This is a genomic window from Helicobacter sp. MIT 11-5569 (assembly GCF_000765695.2).
GTDB lineage: Bacteria > Campylobacterota > Campylobacteria > Campylobacterales > Helicobacteraceae > Helicobacter_D.
In genome coordinates this window covers 271,945-291,595 of sequence record NZ_JRPB02000001.1, presented here as the reverse complement: position 1 = coordinate 291,595, position 19,651 = coordinate 271,945, and the positions used below count along the sequence as shown (strand labels likewise).

General features: G+C 34.5%; 19 protein-coding genes. 15 read left to right on the top strand and 4 right to left on the bottom strand.

Going from position 1 to position 19,651, the window contains the following annotated elements; genetic code table 11:
* Nucleotides 1-5 precede the first annotated feature (5 nt).
* From LS70_RS01440 to LS70_RS01430, 3 genes are all read left to right on the top strand, one after another.
* The gene (locus LS70_RS01440; RefSeq protein ID WP_034288753.1) at nucleotides 6-1,862 is read left to right on the top strand and encodes a menaquinone biosynthesis decarboxylase; all 1,857 of its coding nucleotides are present in this window, start codon (nucleotides 6-8) and stop codon (nucleotides 1,860-1,862) included.
* A gap of 63 nt (nucleotides 1,863-1,925) precedes the next feature.
* Nucleotides 1,926-2,474: a hypothetical protein gene (locus LS70_RS01435; protein ID WP_034288756.1), complete on the top strand. Its 549-nt coding sequence runs from the start codon at nucleotides 1,926-1,928 to the stop codon at nucleotides 2,472-2,474.
* Nucleotides 2,471-3,304, top strand: coding sequence for a CvfB family protein (locus LS70_RS01430; protein WP_034288758.1), 834 nt, complete (start codon nucleotides 2,471-2,473; stop codon nucleotides 3,302-3,304). Before LS70_RS01435 ends, LS70_RS01430 begins: the two co-directional genes overlap by 4 nt.
* On the opposite strand, the gene LS70_RS01425 is transcribed toward LS70_RS01430, so the two are convergent.
* Entirely contained in the window at nucleotides 3,301-5,445 is a 2,145-nt protein-coding gene (locus tag LS70_RS01425; protein WP_034288762.1) for a hypothetical protein, read from the bottom strand. The two genes, LS70_RS01430 and LS70_RS01425, sit on opposite strands and share 4 nt — an antisense overlap.
* A 247-nt stretch (nucleotides 5,446-5,692) precedes the next feature.
* On the opposite strand from LS70_RS01425, the gene nrfH reads away from it, so the two are divergent.
* On the top strand, nucleotides 5,693-6,199 hold the full coding sequence (nrfH, locus tag LS70_RS01420) for a cytochrome c nitrite reductase small subunit (RefSeq protein WP_034288765.1): 507 nt from the start codon (nucleotides 5,693-5,695) through the stop codon (nucleotides 6,197-6,199).
* A gap of 18 nt (nucleotides 6,200-6,217) precedes the next feature.
* Nucleotides 6,218-8,071, top strand: coding sequence for an ammonia-forming cytochrome c nitrite reductase subunit c552 (locus tag LS70_RS01415; RefSeq protein ID WP_034288768.1), 1,854 nt, complete (start codon nucleotides 6,218-6,220; stop codon nucleotides 8,069-8,071).
* A 34-nt stretch (nucleotides 8,072-8,105) separates the two neighbouring features.
* On the opposite strand, the gene LS70_RS01410 is transcribed toward LS70_RS01415, so the two are convergent.
* The 3 genes from LS70_RS01410 to exbB are packed head-to-tail and all read right to left on the bottom strand — an operon-like array spanning nucleotide 8,106 to nucleotide 9,603.
* The gene (locus tag LS70_RS01410; RefSeq protein ID WP_138109290.1) at nucleotides 8,106-8,798 is read right to left on the bottom strand and encodes an energy transducer TonB; all 693 of its coding nucleotides are present in this window, start codon (nucleotides 8,796-8,798) and stop codon (nucleotides 8,106-8,108) included.
* On the bottom strand, nucleotides 8,795-9,184 hold the full coding sequence (gene exbD / locus LS70_RS01405) for a TonB system transport protein ExbD (protein WP_034288777.1): 390 nt from the start codon (nucleotides 9,182-9,184) through the stop codon (nucleotides 8,795-8,797). The genes LS70_RS01410 and exbD overlap by 4 nt, the downstream gene beginning before the upstream one ends.
* Entirely contained in the window at nucleotides 9,184-9,603 is a 420-nt protein-coding gene (exbB, locus tag LS70_RS01400; protein WP_034288780.1) for a TonB-system energizer ExbB, read from the bottom strand. The genes exbD and exbB overlap by 1 nt, the downstream gene beginning before the upstream one ends.
* 182 nt (nucleotides 9,604-9,785) lie before the next feature.
* Between exbB and LS70_RS01395 the strand changes: the two genes are divergently transcribed.
* From LS70_RS01395 to nadA, 10 genes are all read left to right on the top strand, one after another.
* A complete protein-coding gene (locus tag LS70_RS01395) occupies nucleotides 9,786-11,900 on the top strand; it encodes a TonB-dependent receptor domain-containing protein (protein WP_138109289.1) in 2,115 nt (704 codons plus the stop codon).
* A 9-nt stretch (nucleotides 11,901-11,909) separates the two neighbouring features.
* Nucleotides 11,910-12,320 (top strand): hypothetical protein, encoded by a 411-nt coding sequence (locus tag LS70_RS01390; protein ID WP_052083324.1) that lies wholly within the window; start codon nucleotides 11,910-11,912, stop codon nucleotides 12,318-12,320.
* A 401-nt stretch (nucleotides 12,321-12,721) separates the two neighbouring features.
* Nucleotides 12,722-13,537 carry a peptidylprolyl isomerase gene (locus LS70_RS01385; protein ID WP_034287894.1) on the top strand — a complete coding sequence of 272 codons (816 nt, stop codon included), beginning with the start codon at nucleotides 12,722-12,724 and terminating at the stop codon, nucleotides 13,535-13,537.
* 9 nt (nucleotides 13,538-13,546) lie between these two features.
* A complete protein-coding gene (locus tag LS70_RS01380; RefSeq protein ID WP_138109288.1) occupies nucleotides 13,547-14,470 on the top strand; it encodes a class II fructose-bisphosphate aldolase in 924 nt (307 codons plus the stop codon).
* Nucleotides 14,471-14,749: 279 nt separating this feature from the next.
* Complete coding sequence (gene efp, locus LS70_RS01375) at nucleotides 14,750-15,313, top strand: elongation factor P (protein ID WP_034287899.1); 564 nt, start codon at nucleotides 14,750-14,752, stop codon at nucleotides 15,311-15,313.
* Between the two features lie 9 nt (nucleotides 15,314-15,322).
* Nucleotides 15,323-15,889 (top strand): DJ-1 family glyoxalase III, encoded by a 567-nt coding sequence (locus LS70_RS01370; RefSeq protein WP_034287902.1) that lies wholly within the window; start codon nucleotides 15,323-15,325, stop codon nucleotides 15,887-15,889.
* Between the two features lie 14 nt (nucleotides 15,890-15,903).
* Nucleotides 15,904-17,136 carry a murein transglycosylase domain-containing protein gene (locus LS70_RS01365; protein ID WP_081949692.1) on the top strand — a complete coding sequence of 411 codons (1,233 nt, stop codon included), beginning with the start codon at nucleotides 15,904-15,906 and terminating at the stop codon, nucleotides 17,134-17,136.
* 3 nt (nucleotides 17,137-17,139) lie between these two features.
* Nucleotides 17,140-17,853, top strand: coding sequence for an arginyltransferase (locus tag LS70_RS01360; RefSeq protein ID WP_034287904.1), 714 nt, complete (start codon nucleotides 17,140-17,142; stop codon nucleotides 17,851-17,853).
* 2 nt (nucleotides 17,854-17,855) lie between these two features.
* A complete protein-coding gene (locus LS70_RS01355) occupies nucleotides 17,856-18,644 on the top strand; it encodes a phosphatidylserine decarboxylase (RefSeq protein WP_052083325.1) in 789 nt (262 codons plus the stop codon).
* 10 nt (nucleotides 18,645-18,654) lie between these two features.
* Nucleotides 18,655-19,650 (top strand): quinolinate synthase NadA, encoded by a 996-nt coding sequence (gene nadA, locus LS70_RS01350; protein WP_034287906.1) that lies wholly within the window; start codon nucleotides 18,655-18,657, stop codon nucleotides 19,648-19,650.
* Nucleotide 19,651: the final 1 nt, after the last annotated feature.

Genomic DNA, 19,651 nt, shown 5'->3' with positions numbered 1-19,651 from the left:
GAGTTATGCGTCAAACCATTGATAAATTAAAAGCGAACAATGCTTTAAAGATTATTACTGAACCTTTAGATGTAGAGTTAGAGATTCCACATTTAGCGTATTTGGAAGTTAAACACAAAGATTCTAAAGCTTTGTTGTTTGTAAATCCTATGGATAAGGCTAGGGGAGTGCATTATGAAACTCCAGTGCTTATGAATCTTTTTGGAAGTTTTGAGCGGGTGAAATTGCTAATTGGAGATGTGGAAAAACAAGGAAATGAAGTCGCAGAACTTATTAAACTTAAACCCCCAAGATCTTTTAAAGAAGCAATGTATTTATTGCCAAAATTATCAAAATTGCGATTCTTATCTCCTAAGATTTTAAAAGGCAAAGGCTTGTGTCAAGAAGTGATTAAGCAAGGGAATGCTGTAGATTTAAATGCGATTCCTGTGCTTAAAACTTGGAGCGAAGATGGAGGAAGATTTATCACAATGGGGCAGTGCTATACGCAAAGTCTTGATGGAAATGTGCGAAATCTTGGAATGTATCGCTTGCAAGTGTATGATAAAAACCATTTAGGGTTACATTGGCAAATTCACAAAGATAGTGTGTGTTTGCTAGAAGAATACCACAAAGCAGGCGAGAAAATGCCTGTTAGTATTGCTATTGGTGGAGACCCGCTTTATACTTGGTGTGCAACTGCACCTTTGCCTTATGGAATCTATGAATTAATGCTCTATGGTTTTATGAAAAAACAAAAGGCAAAAATGGTGCGTTGTATTACAAATCCCTTAGCTGTGCCTTATGATGCGGATTTTGTGATTGAAGGCTTTGTGGATACTGAAACAATGCGTGATGAGGGGAGGTTTGGCGACCACACGGGATTTTATACTCCTATTGAACCTTATCCTGTGCTTGAAGTTAGCGCAATTACTTCAAAAAAGAATCCTATATATTTAGCAACCGTAGTTGGTAAGCCTCCTTTGGAAGATAAATATCTAGGCTATCCCACAGAGCGCATATTTTTACCTTTATTGCAAACAACAACACCTGATTTAATCGACTACTATATGCCAGAAAATGGAGTGTTTCATAATCTCATTTTAGCAAAAATTAAAGCACGCTTTCCTAATGCGGCAAAGCAAAGTATGCACGCATTTTGGGGTGTTGGGCAAATGAGCTTTGTAAAGCATGCATTATTTGTCGATGAAAACGCTCCTGCATTACAGAGTACAGAGATTGTGCCTTATCTTTTGAATCGCTTTAGCACGCAACATTGTTTGATTAGCGATGGCGTGTGTGATGCGCTAGACCATGCTTCACCAGAGTTTGCACAAGGGGGTAAATTGGGTGTGGATTGCACAAGGGATTATGCGAAGGATTTACAAGCGTGTGAAATTTTAGAAGATAATGCACTAAAAGGGCTTTTAGAGAGTGCATTAAAGAAAAGTGGAGATATTAAGCAGATTAAACAACTCTACACTAATACAAAAAATCCTATCACATTAGTAGCATTAGAAAAAAAAGAGAGTGTAAGCAAAGCATTTTTAGAATTGCAATCCCATAGAGAGTTGCAAAAATATACGCGTATAATTGTTATTGTAGATGCTACAAAAAATGATTTAGAAAATTTATATATGCTGCTTTGGCGCATTGTTAATAATATTGATGCAAAACGTGATGTGAGAATCGTAGAATCTATGGTGTTTATAGATGCAACAGATAAAGATGAGCGCGATGGATATTTAAGAGAATGGCCAAAAGAGACAGATTGCTCTTTGAAAGTGTTAGAGCATTTAGAAAAATTAGGGCTTTTAAAAGATTATGGAGATTTAAAACAATTTTATAAAAGATTCCATATTGATAAATCCTATAATTGTTAAGAAGATTTTGACAATTTTAAGGCAGAATTTTAGCATTTAAAAATATTAAGAAGGGGGTTTTACATGGAAAATAAACCTAATACGCGTAGAAGCTGGCTTAAAGGGTTGAAGTCTGAAATTATGGAATTGCGTTATCAGAATTTGAATGATAAAGAAATTAAGCAAAAAATGCGTTCAGCATTTCGTGGCTATTCTACAAACATAGAATCTGCAGTAAGTTGGAGTTTTTGGCTTATTATTTTAGCGTTAGTTGGGTTTGGAATCCATATTGGCTATGCAGTATTAATGTGGGAAGCGCATTTATATGAATTTATTGTGCATTTTCCTTATGCTTCGATGTTGATTTTTGCGCTTTTATGCGTTGCGTTATGTGCAATTTTGGTATTTTGGCTTGAGTATTTTGTCGATTTTTTTAGATTCCATAAAATTCTTGATGATTCATTAGAAGAACAATTTTATTTAAAACTTTTCAAAACATTTTTAGCATTGAGTTTGGTAGGTTTTGTGGTATTTATGATAATGATATTTTTCGTAGGGTTGCAAATTTCAGAATTTTATCAGATTCCACTTGGAAGAAGTTTGTTTGAAATATTAATGGAGATAATTGATTGAGCAGTATTGGGCTGATTAAAGAGCTTGAAATTGTGCGTTTTGCAAATCACGGAGCGTATTTACTAGAAAATGAAGAAGAGATTTTACTCCCTAATAAATATGTGCCAAATGCAGCAAAAGTTGGTGATAAAATTCAAGTTTTTCTTTATACAGATTCTAGTGACCGTCCTATTGCAACGACTCTAGTGCCAAAAGCACAAAGAGGAGAAGTTGCAGTTTTAAAAGTCGTAGATAAAAACAATGTGGGTTGTTTTTTGGATTTAGGAATCGCAAAAGATGTTTTTATGCCAACAAAGATTCCACAAAATTATCCTATTGGCAGTCAAGTTGCAGTATTTTTAACTTTAGATAGAGAGAATCGTTTGCTTGCAAAAGAAAACATTAAACCTTTTTTGTATGATTTTAAAACAAATCTAAAAATGTTAAAAATAGGCAGCAAAGTCGAGATTCTACCTTTTAGAAAAACACCTATGGGATTTGAATGTGTCGTAAATGGGGAAAATTTAGGGTTATTATATCACAATGAAATCTTTGGCGAATTTACACTTTATGTGGCAAAGAAAGGATATATTAAAAGAATTTATGCCAATGGAAAATGTGATTTGAGCTTAAAGCACCCTTTGCAAAAAAGTGATAAAAATATGGAATCTAAAAATCTTTTAGAGTTGTTAAAGCGAGAAAAAGTATTGCAGATAAACTATGATAGCGAGCCTGAAAAGATTTACGCACAATGCAAAATGAGTAAAAAGGCATTTAAGCGCGCATTGGGTGTATTGCTCGCAGAGAATAAAGTAAAGCTAGAAGAAAATACAATTCGTATAAAAAGTTAAGGTTCTATAACAAGCAGAGAATCTGCAAAAAGTTCTTCTAAAGAGCAGCTTTGTGCGTTATTGGTGGATTTTAAGATACTCTCTAAAATGGGGAATACTCCTAACTCTTTTGCGACTTTTATAATGTCCTCGTCTTTTCCATAACGTTTAATGTATTGGCTAAAGCTACTATGCCAGTCAATATTTTTTGTAACGTGTTTTGAGTTGCTGAATTGAAATTCTTTCAAATATGCAACTTTTAAAAGAGAGGCAATTTTTGTTTTTAAGCTACTAATAGCAACATAATCTTTTAAGATTAATAGCGTATGTTTTGGTTCTCCTTTTATAGCAACTTTAAAAGCTTCTTTAAAAACTTCAGAAAACTTATTATAAAGGATTCTAAATTCTTGAAGATTTTTTAATTCTTTATATTCTTCTGCAAGTTTGAAAGATTCTTTTAGATTTTTTTGCGCAAAAGATTCTAAAAATTTTTCTTTAATGCGGAGGGTTTCAAGTTTAACACTAGCAATCTCTTTAAAAGGAGGTATTTGATTGAGGTATTCACAATTTTTAATTGCTTGGTCTAACTTGTTTTCTTTTTCTAATGTATTTGTTTGTCTAAAAAGTTTTTTAATAGCATAGAGTGCCTTTTTGTAAGTATCTGTTTCTTTTAAAAAATAAAATTTTTCACAAAGAGAAAAATATTCTATCAAGTTATTATTTTTATAGTTTTTTTCTGCTTCTAAAAATGAATTAGCGTTGCTAAGAAGTAATTGGATAGCTTCTTTTTTGGATTCTATATTGCTAAAGATTTTTAAAAGATTTTTTGCTTTTTTGATATTTAATGTTGCATCTTCTGCAAGAAGAGTTTGGCAAGTGTTGAGAACTTGTTGCCAGAGTTCTTCCATTTTTTCATAGGCTAGAGTGTTTTTAACAAAGGGATATTGTTCTGCAATTTCATAGGCTTTAGTATAATTTTTGCATTCTGTGGCATCAATAAATTCTGCAATGTGGTGGATTTGTTCTAAACAAGTGTTGAACTCTTGCTTTTTTTCTATATCACGCATAAAAGGTTCAGCTAAAGTCATTGCCTCTTGGATTGCATTTTTAGAGAGTAAAGCAACAGCCGCTTTTAAGGTTTGCTTCCATTGTTCATCTAGCTTTTCTTTATAAGCTTTTAGCGTGCATAAAAAGATATTATCACGATAAAACATTGTTGTCATCTCTGAAATATTGCCAAATTCTAGGATTTTTAAGAAAGCATCTATTTGGAATGCAGTATCGATACATTCAATCGTTCCATCGCTATATCCTAAGAATAGAAAATTTTGATAAAAATGTATTGCTGAGATTCCATAATGTTTAACTTTTAGCGATTCTACAAGTTTATTACTAGAAATTCTTATAAGATATAAAAAATTATCTCTAGAACCAACAAGGGCAAAATCTGTATTTGGAATCCTTTTGCAAAGAGTAAGCCAAGCATTTTTGATTTTATTTTTGCTTATGATTTTATTTTCTGTCAAATCATATAAAATTGTATCACCATCACGCGTAATGCAAAAGATTCTTGCGTTATCTTTGTCAAAAAGTGCATCTTCAACAACGCTATCAAATGTTATTTTGGCAAAAATTTTCTCATAAGGAATATCTATAACCGCAAGTTCTCCACTAAAGCTAGCTCCTATAGCATAATGTTCATCATCGCTAATAGCAATAGTGGAAATTGCATCAGAAAAGGGTGAAGAGCTTAGCAGAAAGTTATAATTATCTCCATAATATACAACGATTCTTCCGCATTCTCCTCCTGTTGCAAGATAGGTATCATTGGGAGAAAAGAGCACTTTTGTGATTTCTTTTTTTTGCCAAGTTAGAGGCTCTAAAACTTTAATGTCTTGTTCTAAACTAATGACTTCTCCTTTATTGGAATTGTGAAAGCCTATTGCAAAACGTCTGCATTTATTAGCAAAACTTATTGCTTTGCTGAAGCGAAAAAGAGGATTTTTATCATCATGAATAATGGTAGATTTTTCTAAGATTCCATTTGCGCGCGAAAAGATATAAACTTTATAAAGATTATCTACAGCGTAAATTTTATCTGCATCCGCAGTGATTCCTAAAACGCTATTATTAAGAGAAAATGTATCTTTTAGTGGAAGCATTTTGCATATCCTTAGATTTTTTATTTAAATATTATTTGAACTATAAAGCATAGATTATAATTATTTTTTTACGATTGTATAGTAAAACTCTTAACAAAAAATAAATAGACACATTATATTTAGGCATTTATCAAACATTTAATTTTTGACATAAGTCAAGGAAATGGATTTAAAAATTCATTAGAATTATAGCCTAGAGTTTAAAATTCTAGGATTTTAAACTTGAATACTAAAAAAGGAGCGTCCATTGGAAAGTAAGCCTAAAAAATCGCTCTCTTTTCTTGCTACGTTACTTGGGATTCTGTGTGTTTTTGCTTGTGTTATAGGGCTATATACTTTTTATAATGCAAAGGGTATGTCTTATTTTAGCAATGATAGTGAAGCCTGTAATAACTGCCACATTATGAATGATGTTTATAATGATTGGTTAAAAGGCTCACATTCAAAAAAGGTCGCAGGAAAACCGCGTGCAACTTGTAATGATTGCCATTTACCGCACGAATTTGTAGAGAAGTGGATTGCAAAAGCGGAAAGTGGAATAGGGCATGCGTATGCTTTTACTTTTAAACTTGATGTGTTGCCAACAAACTTGAGCGCGACACAGAAGTCTAAAGGCATGATTCAAGATAATTGCGTGCGTTGCCATAGCGAGATGGTGAGTAATGTCGTAAATCCTACGACTAATCCACATGGAAATGAGTCTCTTAGTTGTGTTTCTTGCCATACAGGTGTAGGACATAAACGAGGTTTTTAAATTATTTAGGAGGTTAAAATGCAAAAAAAATCACCTTTAATGCCGATTTTGGTGGTGGTTGTTTTAATTGTGATTGCTGGAATGTTTTGGTTAAACTCTGATATTAGCAAAAAACAAGCACAAAGCACAGGTGGAATAAGCTCTAAGGGCTTTGTAGAAATGAGTGATGATAATCCGACTTTTGATCATTGGGGTAAAAATTTCCCGGATTATTTGGATATGTATTTAACGGTAGAAAATCAAGCTCCAATTCCAACAGAATTTGGTGGAAATTTGGCATATTCTAAATTGATTCGTTATCCACAGCTTACGATTCTTTGGGCAGGCTATCCTTTTAGCATTGACGCAAATGAAGAGCGTGGGCATTTTTGGATTCAAGTGGATCAAATGGATACTGCAAGAAACAACAAAGATTTCTTAAATGCGCATGGATTTGCAGGATTTGGCGGACAACCTACTGCTTGTATGAATTGCCATAGCGGTTGGAGTCCATGGTTGCTTAAAAATGTTGGAATCGGAAATACTCCAGAAGAGAAGTGGATTTCTTTTAACTCTACAAAATATTGGACAATGATTAAAAATGTCCCAGCAGTTAATGGAATCGCTGAAAATTCTCCAGAGCACAGCGGACCGCATGGGGGTAAAAGAATGGGTGTAACTTGTGCGGATTGCCACAATCCAAATGATATGCAGTTGCGTTTAACAAGACAAGCTGCCATTAATGCGCTTGCTAGCAGAGGTTATGAAAAAGACCCAGTTACTGGAATCAAAGCAAGTCGTGATGAAATGCGCACACTTGTTTGCTCACAATGCCATGTGGAATATTATTTCAAACCAACAGGCACAAAAGTGAAAGTTATGGGAGAATCTATCGCTAATGATTCTACTCAAAAATGGTTTAATGGCACACAAAAAACTTATGATGAGTTTGATTCTTGGAGAGATGGCAACCAACCAACAGAAATTGAAGTTGCAGGGATTGAGCTAGTATTCCCATGGAGTGCTTGGAAGAAAAACGAGCCTTTTAGAATTGAAATGTTTGATGAGCATTATGAAAAAGTGCGCGATATTTTCCCACAAGATTGGCAACACAAAATCACTAAAGCTCCTATGCTAAAGATTCAACATCCAGAGACAGAGCTTTTTAGTGGTGGTGTGCATGCGGCAAATGGTGTAAGCTGTGCAGATTGTCATATGCCTTATAAACGCAAAGGAGCAAAGAAAATGACAGAACACAATATTACTTCTCCATTGCAAGATATTAATGCAGCGTGCAAAACTTGCCATACTCAAAGCGAAGAATATCTTAAAGCACAGATTTTTGATATTCAAAAATCTATTGCATTTGATTTAAGAAGCGCAGAATATGCAACTGTGAGTTTGATTGAAGATATTAAAGCATTGCGTGCAAAATTAGGCGTATTGCCAGCATTCCAAACAGATGGCAAAGCAGATGATAAAAAGATTTCTGCAGCTTTAAAAGAGCCGTTAGAATTGCACCGCAAAGGGCAAATGAGAGGCGATTTCGTAGGTGCTGAAAACTCCACAGGATTCCACAATCCAAGAGAAGCAAGCAGAATGTTGCTTCAAGCTGTTGAAATGGCGAGAATGGGACAAACTAAACTTGTTGAAATTGCAAATGCTAATGGAATCAAGGACTTTAAAACTTCTAATTTAGGATTTGATGAGATTCAAAAATATAATCCCGGAGAGATTCGTTATAAAGTTGATATGAATGGACATAAAGCAGGAGATAGATACTATAAGCACGAAGAAATTAATGGTCCAGCACCAAAAGAGCTTATGGAATTGGATAAAAACAACAAACCTTATAATTATAAGGCAATTGACTCCAAAACTTCTGCGTATTAAACCTATCTTTTAAATTTCTCTAAGGCAAAATGCCTTAGAGATTAGTTTCCTTAATAGTAAAAATAATTGGAATTTGTAAAAGTGCATCATTTGTATGTGCTGGGAAATGTAGAGATGCTTTTTCAATAGTCTTGAGTGCGCTCTCATCAAGTATAGAATAACCAGAGCTTTTGCGCACTTTTAAACCTTTAAGAATTTTGTGTTTTGTCCATAGAAATTCTACCACAACCATACCTTCAATATGCATTTTTCGTGCGCCTCTTGGGTAGGTTAAGGATTTATCAATAGCGGATTTAACTTGTCTTAAAAAAGGATTATCGTTTTTACCATAAGAGAGAAATTGCGTAGAATCCTGCGCACCTACATTAGCTAAATTGAAATCCTGCGTATTTTGTGTGCCTTGTTGAAGTTTAGCAGTTTGTGGGATTGGCTTGTTGGATTTGAAATCTGTTTTGTGGTGTTGTTTGTGTTTTGGCTTTTTATGTTTGAAATCCTTTTTTAGAGGCTTTACAATCTCATTTGGTAATTGTTGTTCCATTTGTGCAGAATGCACAGAATTTAAAGCACTTTGCACAGCAAATTGCCCCATTGTGAGTGTAAATTCATTGCGGTTTGCAGGGCTTACTTCCAGCCAAGAAGCACTCCAAAACAGCATAATCACCAAAGGTAAAAAGCAAAAAGTTGTCAGATAAAAAGCTTGTAGTTTGTGTGTAAAAAACAAATTCATGGGTTTCTCTCTGTGATGATTTGAAAATTCTCGTGGTTTTTGTTTCTCAAAATATCAATAATGCGTATAAAACTATCAAACTTCGCATTTTTATCGCTTTTCAGCTCTACAATAGTTTGCCTATCCAAAGCATTGATTTTTTCTGCAATCTCTTCCAAAGTTGCTTCTTTGTCTTCTATATAAAAGATATTTTCATTATTAATAATGATTTTTAGTTTATTAGAATCTTGAGAACTTTTTGTGCTAGAATCACTCTTAGGTAATTCTATTTTGATTTCTCCATGTGCGATAAAAGTAGAAATGCTTAAAACCATTGCCAACAACACCAAAATCACATCAATAAAAGGGACGATGTTTAGTCCTTGTGAATGCTGGATTTTAAGCATTATTTACCCTTTTGGTAGCGACTACTAAGGAGGCTAACTTTGCGAAAAAGCGCGTTGTGTGCCATAAGACTAGGAATCGCAACAACAAGCCCTAAAGCAGTTGCTTTAAAAGCCAAAGATAATCCTACGACAATGGATTTTACATCAATATTCCCACTCATTCCCATATCATAAAAGGTAATCATAATCCCAATAACCGTGCCAAGAAGCCCAACATAAGGGGCGTTAGAGTAGATGATATGCAAGGTTGTGAGGTTTTCTGTAATTGCATCATCAAAATCTTGTTGGCTTTCAAAGTTTCGCAAGTCTAATTTGCGAAAAAACAATAACCGCTCAATCACGCACCAAAGCGCAACAAAAGCCATTAAACCAAGAATACTAAAAATAATAATATCAATGTAAGTTTTGAGTGTTTCCATAAATTCCTCTTTCCTTAAAAATAATTTGTAAATTATAAGGATTTGAAACTTATATAATAATTAGAATAATTATCATTTATTTAATATTATTTTTAATAATAATTATTATAATGCTCAATTCCAAAAAAACGAAATACTCATATAGATATTACGAATTTGGAAAATTAAATTAAAGGTTAAAAATGAGAAAAATAACTTTAAGCATTCCTGCTTGCTTGCTGCTTGCGCAAAGTTTATCTGCACAAACCGAACAATATGTTTTAGGAAATTCTGTCGTAAGTGCGTCTGGGTTTGAACAAGATATTAAAGAAGCACCCGCAAGTATTTCTGTCATCACACAAGAAGATATTATGGAACGCCCTATTAGGGATTTGGGGGATATTGTGCAAGAAGTTCCCGGGGTTTCTACTACGGTAGCAAAAACAGGAGGCACAACGATTCAAATGCGTGGTATGGCGTCTAAATATACTTTAGTTCTCATCGATGGCAAGCGTATGAATATGGACGCTGGGTTTGATGGCAATGGATTTGATTCCACAAGCGGATTTATCCCACCTGCTAGTATGATTGAACGCGTGGAAGTGATTCGCGGTCCTGCTTCTATAATCTATGGAAGTGATGCAATGGGGGGGGTGATTAATATTATTACCAAAAAGAATCCGGGTAAGCTTACAGGGACGATTTCAGCGGAAACTAGACTGCAAGAACACCATGATAATTGGGGAAATACTTATGGGACAAATGCAAATTTGTTTGTGCCAGTAGATGAGCAATTTTCTCTTAATCTAAGAGGCAAGGTGTATTATGGAGAGTCAAATTATTTCTACCAAAAAGACATTCCGGGATACACTCCAAGTAGCGCGAATCCTTATACAAGCCATTCTCCCACAGGTTATCGCAACTATTCTGCGGGTGGGAGATTGAACTATCTTTTAGATGTGCAAAACAGCTTTTATGCAGATATTGACTATGGATTCCAAAGGCTTGGGTCCCTTAACACTTCATCAAGCCAATACACTGCTGTAAGGGATTATCATCGTTATAATACCGTGCTTAATCACGATGGGAATTATGAATGGGGAAGCATTAATAACTATATCCAATACCTTAATACAACTAGGATTCCACATAGGGCAGAGGATATGACGCAAGGATTGCACCCCGGACAAGGTTCTGGTGTCAAAGATAAAACAAAATTAGTAGAAGACCAAAATATTATTTTAAGCTCTGCTTTGAAAAAAGATTTTGATTTTGGCTCTAAGGGAGCTTTGATTTTAACAGGTGGTCCTTACTACAAATACGAGAAATTAACCAATCGTTCTAATCAGTTCCAAAAAGATTCCAATTTGTTTGCAGTATTTGGAGAAGGGGAATATTTTTTCAATGAATATGTTTCCACAACAGCAGGATTAAGAATCAATTATGACGATACTTATGAAGAGTTTTTTAACCCAAGATTCTATGTTAATACTTATCCCACAGAATGGCTAACTCTTAAAGCTGGGATTGCAAGTGGTATGCGATTGCCCGAACTTGCTACGCGTTATGATGGGCTTTATGATGTGAGTAGCAGTAGAGGAAGTGGTGATATTGCAAGTTATGGTAATGCGAGTTTGAAAGCAGAGGAGAGTCAGAATTATGAATTAAGTGGAATTGTAGAATCCTCTATTGGAACTTTGACGCTTACAGGATTCTACACAGATTTTAGAAATGCGATTGCCACAGAAAGTTACCAACAAGATATGACTCTACCCGGAGGATATGGGGTTTGTGGTTATAATACTTGCAATATCTATGAGAATGTAGATAAAGCAGTAATATCAGGAATAGAAGTTTCGCTAAGGACAAAGCCAATGCTAACAAGCATTATCCCTAATGGAATCACAGCGGATTTATCCTATGCTTTGACAGAAACAGAAAGAAAAAGTGGTGATAGAAAAGGAAGTGATTTAAACGATGTTCCTAGACATAACTTGTCTGCGAAAGTTTCTTATAAAATCAGCAAATGGGATACTTATGTGCGTTATGTCGGCAAACTCAAAACTCCTACAAGCAATGAACACACTGCAAATGTTGGACCAAGAGCATATTTTAAAGATATGCACACGATAGATTTAGGTGTGAATTATCGGTTTAACAAAACTTGGCTTTTTGGAGCGGTGATTAATAACTTGTTAGATAAAGACTATGTGGATTATGTAACTTATCAAGGCACTAGAGGATTATCTTATACAAATAATTATCAAAGAATGATTCCCGGAAGAAACCTTTGGCTTAATGTCCGCGCGGAATTTTAAGGAATGGCAATGACAAAGAAGCTAATTTCTAATAAAACTTGGATGCAAATTCATTTATATGTGAGCTTGTTTTTTATTCCTATGGCGTTAATTTATGCCATTACAGGGTCTTTGCATATTTTTGGGATTCGGCAAAATGCTGGAGCGGAGATTGTGGAAGTCAAAGTGGAATCCCAAATCGCACAGAACATCAAAGGCAACGAAGCGCAAGTGATATTAGAGACATTAAAGGCAAATAATCTCAAGATTCCACACAACACAGAAGTGAGATTCTTTAGAAATTCTCATTCTATGGGGGATTTGAAATATTCTGCTACACTCACTAAAGATAAAGAGGGGGATTTTGTTGTTAGGAGCTTAGATGGGCATTGGTATGGTGTGCTTTTGATGCTGCATAAAGCTGCTGAAATGGTATTTTGATGTTTTAGCAGTTGGATTTTCTATCGCGCTTATTGTGTTGTATTTATCAGGGCTATTTATAACCACATTTTGTAAGCGTAGTTGGAAAAGCGCAAGTATTGTTACACTTTTAGGATTTATAATTACTGCTTTGGCGGTGGTTTGGAGTTTGTAAGGGGTTTTTTAGAATCCTTTGCTTTGTAATGAAAATAGCCAGAAAATGGTATTAATAATAAATTTTATCTCCTTGAAATCGTGTGTCTTATGAAATCTGCAAGGCACACGATGAATTTTAACACTTTTTTAAAGCATAGAATCTTATTTTGGGATTCCAAAAATTTATTTCTCAAAACTTTTTCATTAATTAAAGATTAATTATTAAAAGGTAAAATATCAAAAATTTTTATTTAAGGTTTGAAATTATGAAAAAAATTCTTGTTAGTTCAGTCGTTGCATTTGCATTATTACAAGGTGTGAGTTTTGCAAAAACTTATGCAAAAGTTGATGGTTCAGAAGTTACAGATAGAGATGTTGCAGCTTTAATGCGTGCAATGCCGGGTGTTGCTTTTGAGCAGTTGCCACAAGATGTAAAAAATCAAATCATCAACCAAGCAATTGAGCGTAAGCTACTTATTGCACAGGCTAAAAAAGAAAAAGTGCAAAATTCTAAGGAGTTTAAAGAAGCTCTTGCAAATATGGAAGAAGATTTGATGCTTGAAGTTTGGATGCGTAAGCAAATGGAGAAAGTAAAAGTTTCAGATTCTGAAATTACAAAATTCTATAATGAAAACAAAGAAAAATTTGCACAACCAGAAATGATAAAAGTTAGACATATTTTAGTGAGTAGCGAAAATGAGGCAAAAGCGGTTATTAATGAGCTTAAAAAAGCTGGAAAAGACCTTACAAATAAATTTGCTGCTTTAGCGCAAGAAAAATCTAAAGATGGTGCTGCAAAAAATGGTGGAGATCTTGGATATATTGGAAAAAATCAAGTTGTTCCAGAGTTTGCTAATGCCGCATTTAAGCTTAAAAAAGGAGCATATACAACAACACCAGTAAAAACACAATTTGGATACCATGTTATTTTAGTTGAGGATAAAAAGCCAGCAGGAACTTTAGCACTTAAAGATATAAAAGGGCAAATTGAGCAAAACTTAAAACTTAAAAAATTCCAAGAGGAAGTTAAAAAAGAAGGTGAGGAGCTACGCAAAAAAGCAAAAATTGAATTATCAAAATAAGGAAATTCTATGCTAGTTTGTGGAAGTGCAATCTTAGATAAAGCAAACAAAGAAAATTATGGAGTGGGTGCGTTTAACTTCGTAAATTACGAAATGTTAAGCGCGATTTTTGAAGCTGCAAATTTAAAAAACTCTCCAATTATTGTGCAAGCAAGTGAAGGAGCAATCAAATATCTAGGGATTGATATGGCAGTAGGAATGGTGAAGATTCTTTCGCGTTCCTATCCGCATATTCCTGTTGCTTTGCATTTAGACCATGGGACGAGTTTTGAATCTTGTGTAAAAGCAATCCGCGCAGGTTTTACTTCAGTAATGATTGATGCAAGCCATCATCCCTTTGAAGAGAATTTAGCAGAAACAAAGAAAGTTGTTGAAGTTGCGCATATTGCAGGTGTGAGCGTGGAAGCAGAGCTTGGACGTTTAATGGGGATTGAAGATAATATTTCGGTCGATGAAAAAGATGCGTGTTTGGTGAATCCTAGTGAAGCAGAAGAATTTGTCAAGGAATCCAAAGTGGATTTTCTAGCTCCTGCAATTGGCACAAGCCATGGGGCATTTAAGTTTAAAGGTGAGCCAAAGCTAGACTTTGAACGTCTTATTGAAGTCAAAAAACGCACAAAGATTCCATTAGTGTTACATGGTGCAAGTGCAATTCCTACAAATGTAAGTGAAGCATTTTTAAAAAGTGGCGGGGATTTAAAAGGAAGCAAAGGAGTTCCTTTTGCATTCTTGCAAGAAGCGGTTAAAGGCGGGATTAACAAAATCAACACCGATACAGACTTAAGAATCGCGTTTATGTCTGAAGTTAGACGCGTAGCAAATGAAGATAAAACACAATTTGATTTACGAAAATTCTTTGCCCCTGCAAAAGAATTTATGGTTCAGGTCATTGCAGAGCGTATGGATATTTTGGGAAGCTCTAATAGAGTTTAAATAAAAGTTAAGGAGTGGATTATGAAAAGTAGAAGTATTTTATTTTTATTGTTGATGATTGTAGGTATTTTATTTTCTGCATGTAGTTACAAAACTATTTATTGTTGTGATAACGCAACTCAATCAGATTGCCAAAATATTAAGCGAAATCAGTTGTAACGAAGCCATAAAACAATTTACATTACAAATTCTTTAGATGAAATTAAAATCAGCTGTATAGTAGAATGCGCAAGAGTCTTTAATAAGCTTAATTTAATAAAATTTAAATAAAGGAAAAAAATGGCGTATGCAATGGGAGATTTAAAAAAAGGTTTAAAGGTTGAACTAGAAGGGGTTCCTTATAGAATCACAGAATATCAACATGTAAAACCGGGCAAAGGTGCAGCGTTTGTGCGTGTGAAAATGAAATCATTTTTAGATGGCAGAGTGCTTGAAAAAACTTTTCATGCAGGAGATAAATGCGAAGAGCCAAATTTGCAAGAACGTTCTATGCAGTTTTTGTATCATGATGGAGATCATTTTCAGTTTATGGATAATGAAAACTACGAGCAAATTGGACTAAGTGATGAACAAGTTGGTGAAGTGGCAAAATGGATGATTGATGGTATGGCAGTTAATGTTATGTTTCATAATGGCAAAGCAATTACGGTGAGTGTCCCACAGACTGTGGAGCTAAAAATCACAGAAACTCCCCCAAATTTTAAAGGTGATACAACAAGTGCTGGTAAAAAACCTGCAACACTTGAAACAGGTGCTGTTGTGCAAGTGCCTTATCATGTGTTAGAAGGCGATGTAATCCGCGTTAATACAGAAACAGGCGAATATTTAGACAAAGTGAAGTAGGGGGAGATTATGGCGGCTAGAGTTTTAATACCTCTTGCAAAAGGATTTGAAGAAATTGAAGCGATTTCTGTAGTTGATGTATTAAGGCGAACAGGTTGCGAGGTTATCCTTGCAGCAGTAGATGAAAAATCACAAGAAACCCTAATTGTGGAATCGCAAGGCGGTGTTAAGGTTGTTGCGGATTTGAAAATTACAGAAATACAAGCAGATAACTTAGATGCAGTAGTTTTACCCGGTGGCTGGGAAGGCACGCAGAATCTTATTGCTTCTTCTGCACTGCATACGATTCTATCTGAATTAAATGCAAAGGGTAAAATCTGTGCGGCAATTTGTGCCGCTCCTTTAGCCCTCTTTAAGCATAATATATTAATTAATCAAAACTTTACTTGTTATCCAAGTATTGAAGAAATGATTGAAAATAGTAATTACAAAGCGGATTCTAATATTGTCCAAGATAGTAATATTATTACTTCAAGAGGACCAGCAACGGCGTTAGAATTTGCCTTCTACTTAGCTTCTCTTTTAGGTAGTGAGCAAAAATCTAAAGAAGTTCAAGCAGGAATGTTATCCCTTTGAGATTCTCCTTTAAAATGCTTAAAATTCTTAGTATTAGTGTTGCTTTTGGGATTTTTCTTGGTGGTTGTTTGTATGGTTATAGAGATTTGATTTATAACCCACAGATTCTAACTCAAGGGGTTTCAAAAGAGCAAGTGATTAAAAAAGCAGTCAATTATGCGCTTAATCCCGAGCAACTTGAAATTGATATTAAAAATCTCCAAGCAAATTTCAAAAAAGTCGTAGTAGCTTTGACGCAAAATGCTTCTAAACAATGGGGAGAAAACAATACCCCTACTGCTTCACAAGATGTTTATGTAAAATATACAGATTCTTATCTTTCTCGTGCGCAAGTGGATTTTAGCAAGGGTGTAATTTCCGTTGCAACACTTGATACAAAAAACCCCAAAGAGTCGCTTAAAAAAGCGATTGTTACGACTTTGCTTACTCCAGAAGACCCAGAAGAAGTGGATTTGTATTCTGATAAAGAAGTCGCCTTTAAAGGCAAACCTTATTTGGCAGATTTGGTAAAAGATAATGAGGGAGAAGCAGTGCTTTATCCTTGGCGTGCGAATCGTTATGCGGATTATCTGATAGAAAATAAATTACAAACGACAGAAATTACAGAAAAAGGGGAGAGTAAAAAGGTCTATTATGTGCAATTTGATATGGTAGAAGACCATGAAATTAAAAGTGAGCATAAATATGGGGAATATGTAGCCCTTTATGCAAAAGAATATCATTTAGAGCAAGCATTGATTTTTGCAATCATCAAGACGGAATCGAGTTTCAATCCTTATGCAGTGAGCCATATTCCAGCATACGGACTTATGCAAGTTGTGCCAGCAAGTGCAGGCAGAGATGTTTATAAGGCTCTAAATAATAGAGATGGGATTCCAACTAAGGAAATGCTTTTCACTCCAAAAACAAATATCCAATATGGCTCAACCTATCTTAACATTTTATTTACACGTTATATTAAAGGTGTGAAAAATTCCTTATCTCACGAATATTGCGTGATTGCTGCGTATAATACAGGAAGTGGAAATGTATTAAGCGTGTTTGATAAAGACCGCACAAAAGCGGTGCAAGTGATTAATTCTATGACTTCAGCGGAAGTTTATAGAAAATTGCGCACTTCTTTGAAATACGAAGAAGCAAGAAATTATTTGCATAAAGTAACAAATGCTAAAAAAGAATTTCAAACACAAAGTCGCGCTAATGTGGAATCGCCAACAAATTCAAAGATTCATTTAAGTTTAAAATAACCAATGGAAGTTTATGAGCTAGTTCAAGAACCGCGCCCTTGTAGCTATATTCCTAATTTAGAAGCAAGATTCCATTATTTTTATATTAAAGATTGCACAATACCTTTTTATCTGCATTTACTAGAGCGCGGTTGGAGACGCTTTGGAAATTACTTCTTTGTGCCTATTTGCAATGGTTGTGAGGCTTGTATATCCATTCGGCAAAATTGTGAAAATTTTGTATTTTCAAAATCACATAAGCGTGTTTTAAAACACCCTATAACATTGCAAATCAAGCGTCCTTGGGTCAGTGAAGCGCATTTACTTCTTTATGATAAATATCATCAAGCAATGCATGTAAAAAAAGGGTGGGAATACCATAATATCACACTTGAAGCTTATTATGATACTTTCGTGCAAGGGTTTTTAAATTTTGGTTATGAGTTTGATTATTATATGGAAGATAAACTTATCGGTGTGGCGTATGTCGATGTGATGGCTGGTGCAATTTCTGCTGTATATTGTTATTACGACCACGATTTTTCACGATATTCTATTGGAACATATTCAATCCTTAAACAAATAGAAATTGCAAAAGAGTATAATATCAAATATCTTTATCCGGGATATTGGATACAAAACCATATTTCAATGGGTTATAAGGAGCGTTTTAAACCTTTTGAAATTTTATGCAATCGTCCAAATTTAGAAGAGATTCCACTTTGGATAAAGGAGTAGTTTTGCATTATACAAATTTAATGTCGTCTTTATTTGAAAAATTTGCCACACATGAGTTTTCATCAATCATTCAAGTATGGATTAATAAGGCGTATGTTAGAATATTTAATGTTAATTTAGATGAGTTTGATACATTAAGAAATTATCCTAGTTTAAATGCACTTTTTACGCGCTCATTAGTAAAAATGCGTAAGTTTGATAAAACGCAATCCCATATGATAGCTCCTTGTGATTCTGTGATAATGGAATTTGGGGAATGTCAAGATGATTATGCAATACAAATTAAGGGAAAAAAGTATCGTGTAAGTGATTTTATTAAAGTGAAGTTAGAAAATGACTACATATTTGTGAATTTCTATCTTTCTCCTAGTGATTATCATCGTTTTCATGCTCCTATAAATCTTAGAGTGAAGAGACTAGACTTTATAACTGGAAGACTTTTAAGAGTTAATGAAAAAACTTTATTAAAACATAAAGAAGTTTTTGTAAAGAATAAGCGTGTTGTGCTAGAATGCGAAGATGACTTTGGAGAAACTTTGTATCTTGTCGCAATTGGTGCTTTAAATGTGGGTAAAATCCAAATTAACTTTGCTCCTAAAGTCGCTAACTTTAAAGAATCGCAAAGCATAGTGTTTGAAACACCAATCTTTGTGCAAAAAGGGGAGGAGATTGGAAGTTTTTTAATGGGTTCTACGATTGTATTGTTTAGTAAAAATTGGCAGTATGACTTAAAACAAAGAGAAAGAGTGTATTTTGGACAATGTATTGCAAAATCTATGAAGGAATCTTAAAAGGTAAAAGATGATAAAAAAACGCATTAGAGAGTTGCTAGAGCAATTAGACGCACTTTTGGTGGCGCATTACTACCAACGTGATGAAGTGGTGGAAATTGCTGATTTAACGGGAGATAGTTTAGAATTAGCACGTAAGGCAAGCACAAGCGAAAAGTCAAAAATTATCTTTTGTGGTGTTGGTTTTATGGGGCAAAGTGTGAAAATTTTAGCTCCAAATAAGCGTGTGTTTATGCCTAAAATTGCGTGTTGTTCTATGGCGAGAATGATTGATGATAGTTATTTTGACGCTTCTATTGCAAAATTAAAAGAATATGGAATCGCAGAGATTTTTCCTGTAACTTATATTAATTCAAATGCGGAAGTAAAAGCGAAAGTTGCAAGGCTTGGCGGCGTTGTTTGCACGAGTGCTAATGCGTCTAAAATTTTGCAATATGCTTTAAAGCAAAACAAAAAAATTTTCTTTTTGCCAGATTATTGTTTGGGACAGAATCTTGCGCATGATAATGGGCTAAAAAGTGCTATTTTGGGTGTGGATAGTCAAGAAAAAGTGCAAGAAGCAGATGTGATTTGCTATCATGGATTCTGCTCTGTGCATCAGCTTTTTACGCCAAAAGATATTGATTTTTATCGTGCGAAATATCCTGAAATTTTAATTGCAGTGCATCCAGAGTGCCAGCCTGAAGTTGTCAAAAAAGCAGATTTTGTGGGTTCGACAAGCCAAATTATCAAATATGTCCAAAGTTTAAAAGATAGTCAAAAGGTTGCAGTAGGGACGGAATTTAATTTGGTCAATCGTTTGAGAGAGCCAAAAGGTGAGCAAAATACTTTTGTGTTAAGCTCTACAAAGCCAGAATGCCCAACAATGAATGAAACAACATTGCAAGATGTGTTAAGATGTTTGGAGGCAATCCAAAAAGGAGAATCTTATAATGAGATTCTTTTAGATTCAGAAATTGCAAATCTTGCAAAGCAAGCATTAGATAAAATGTTAGAACTATCATAAA

Coding starts and splice junctions, on each gene's coding strand:
- LS70_RS01380 (WP_138109288.1), top strand. CDS start 13,547: ATGCTAGTTTGTGGAAGTGCAATCTTAGATAAAGCAAACAAAGAAAAT.
- LS70_RS01360 (WP_034287904.1), top strand. CDS start 17,140: ATGGAAGTTTATGAGCTAGTTCAAGAACCGCGCCCTTGTAGCTATATT.
- exbD (WP_034288777.1), bottom strand. CDS start 9,184: ATGCTTAAAATCCAGCATTCACAAGGACTAAACATCGTCCCTTTTATT.
- LS70_RS01425 (WP_034288762.1), bottom strand. CDS start 5,445: ATGCTTCCACTAAAAGATACATTTTCTCTTAATAATAGCGTTTTAGGA.
- efp (WP_034287899.1), top strand. CDS start 14,750: ATGGCGTATGCAATGGGAGATTTAAAAAAAGGTTTAAAGGTTGAACTA.
- LS70_RS01390 (WP_052083324.1), top strand. CDS start 11,910: ATGACAAAGAAGCTAATTTCTAATAAAACTTGGATGCAAATTCATTTA.
- LS70_RS01415 (WP_034288768.1), top strand. CDS start 6,218: ATGCAAAAAAAATCACCTTTAATGCCGATTTTGGTGGTGGTTGTTTTA.
- nadA (WP_034287906.1), top strand. CDS start 18,655: ATGATAAAAAAACGCATTAGAGAGTTGCTAGAGCAATTAGACGCACTT.
- LS70_RS01385 (WP_034287894.1), top strand. CDS start 12,722: ATGAAAAAAATTCTTGTTAGTTCAGTCGTTGCATTTGCATTATTACAA.
- LS70_RS01440 (WP_034288753.1), top strand. CDS start 6: ATGCGTCAAACCATTGATAAATTAAAAGCGAACAATGCTTTAAAGATT.
- LS70_RS01435 (WP_034288756.1), top strand. CDS start 1,926: ATGGAAAATAAACCTAATACGCGTAGAAGCTGGCTTAAAGGGTTGAAG.
- LS70_RS01365 (WP_081949692.1), top strand. CDS start 15,904: ATGCTTAAAATTCTTAGTATTAGTGTTGCTTTTGGGATTTTTCTTGGT.
- LS70_RS01395 (WP_138109289.1), top strand. CDS start 9,786: ATGAGAAAAATAACTTTAAGCATTCCTGCTTGCTTGCTGCTTGCGCAA.
- LS70_RS01410 (WP_138109290.1), bottom strand. CDS start 8,798: ATGAATTTGTTTTTTACACACAAACTACAAGCTTTTTATCTGACAACT.
- exbB (WP_034288780.1), bottom strand. CDS start 9,603: ATGGAAACACTCAAAACTTACATTGATATTATTATTTTTAGTATTCTT.
- LS70_RS01370 (WP_034287902.1), top strand. CDS start 15,323: ATGGCGGCTAGAGTTTTAATACCTCTTGCAAAAGGATTTGAAGAAATT.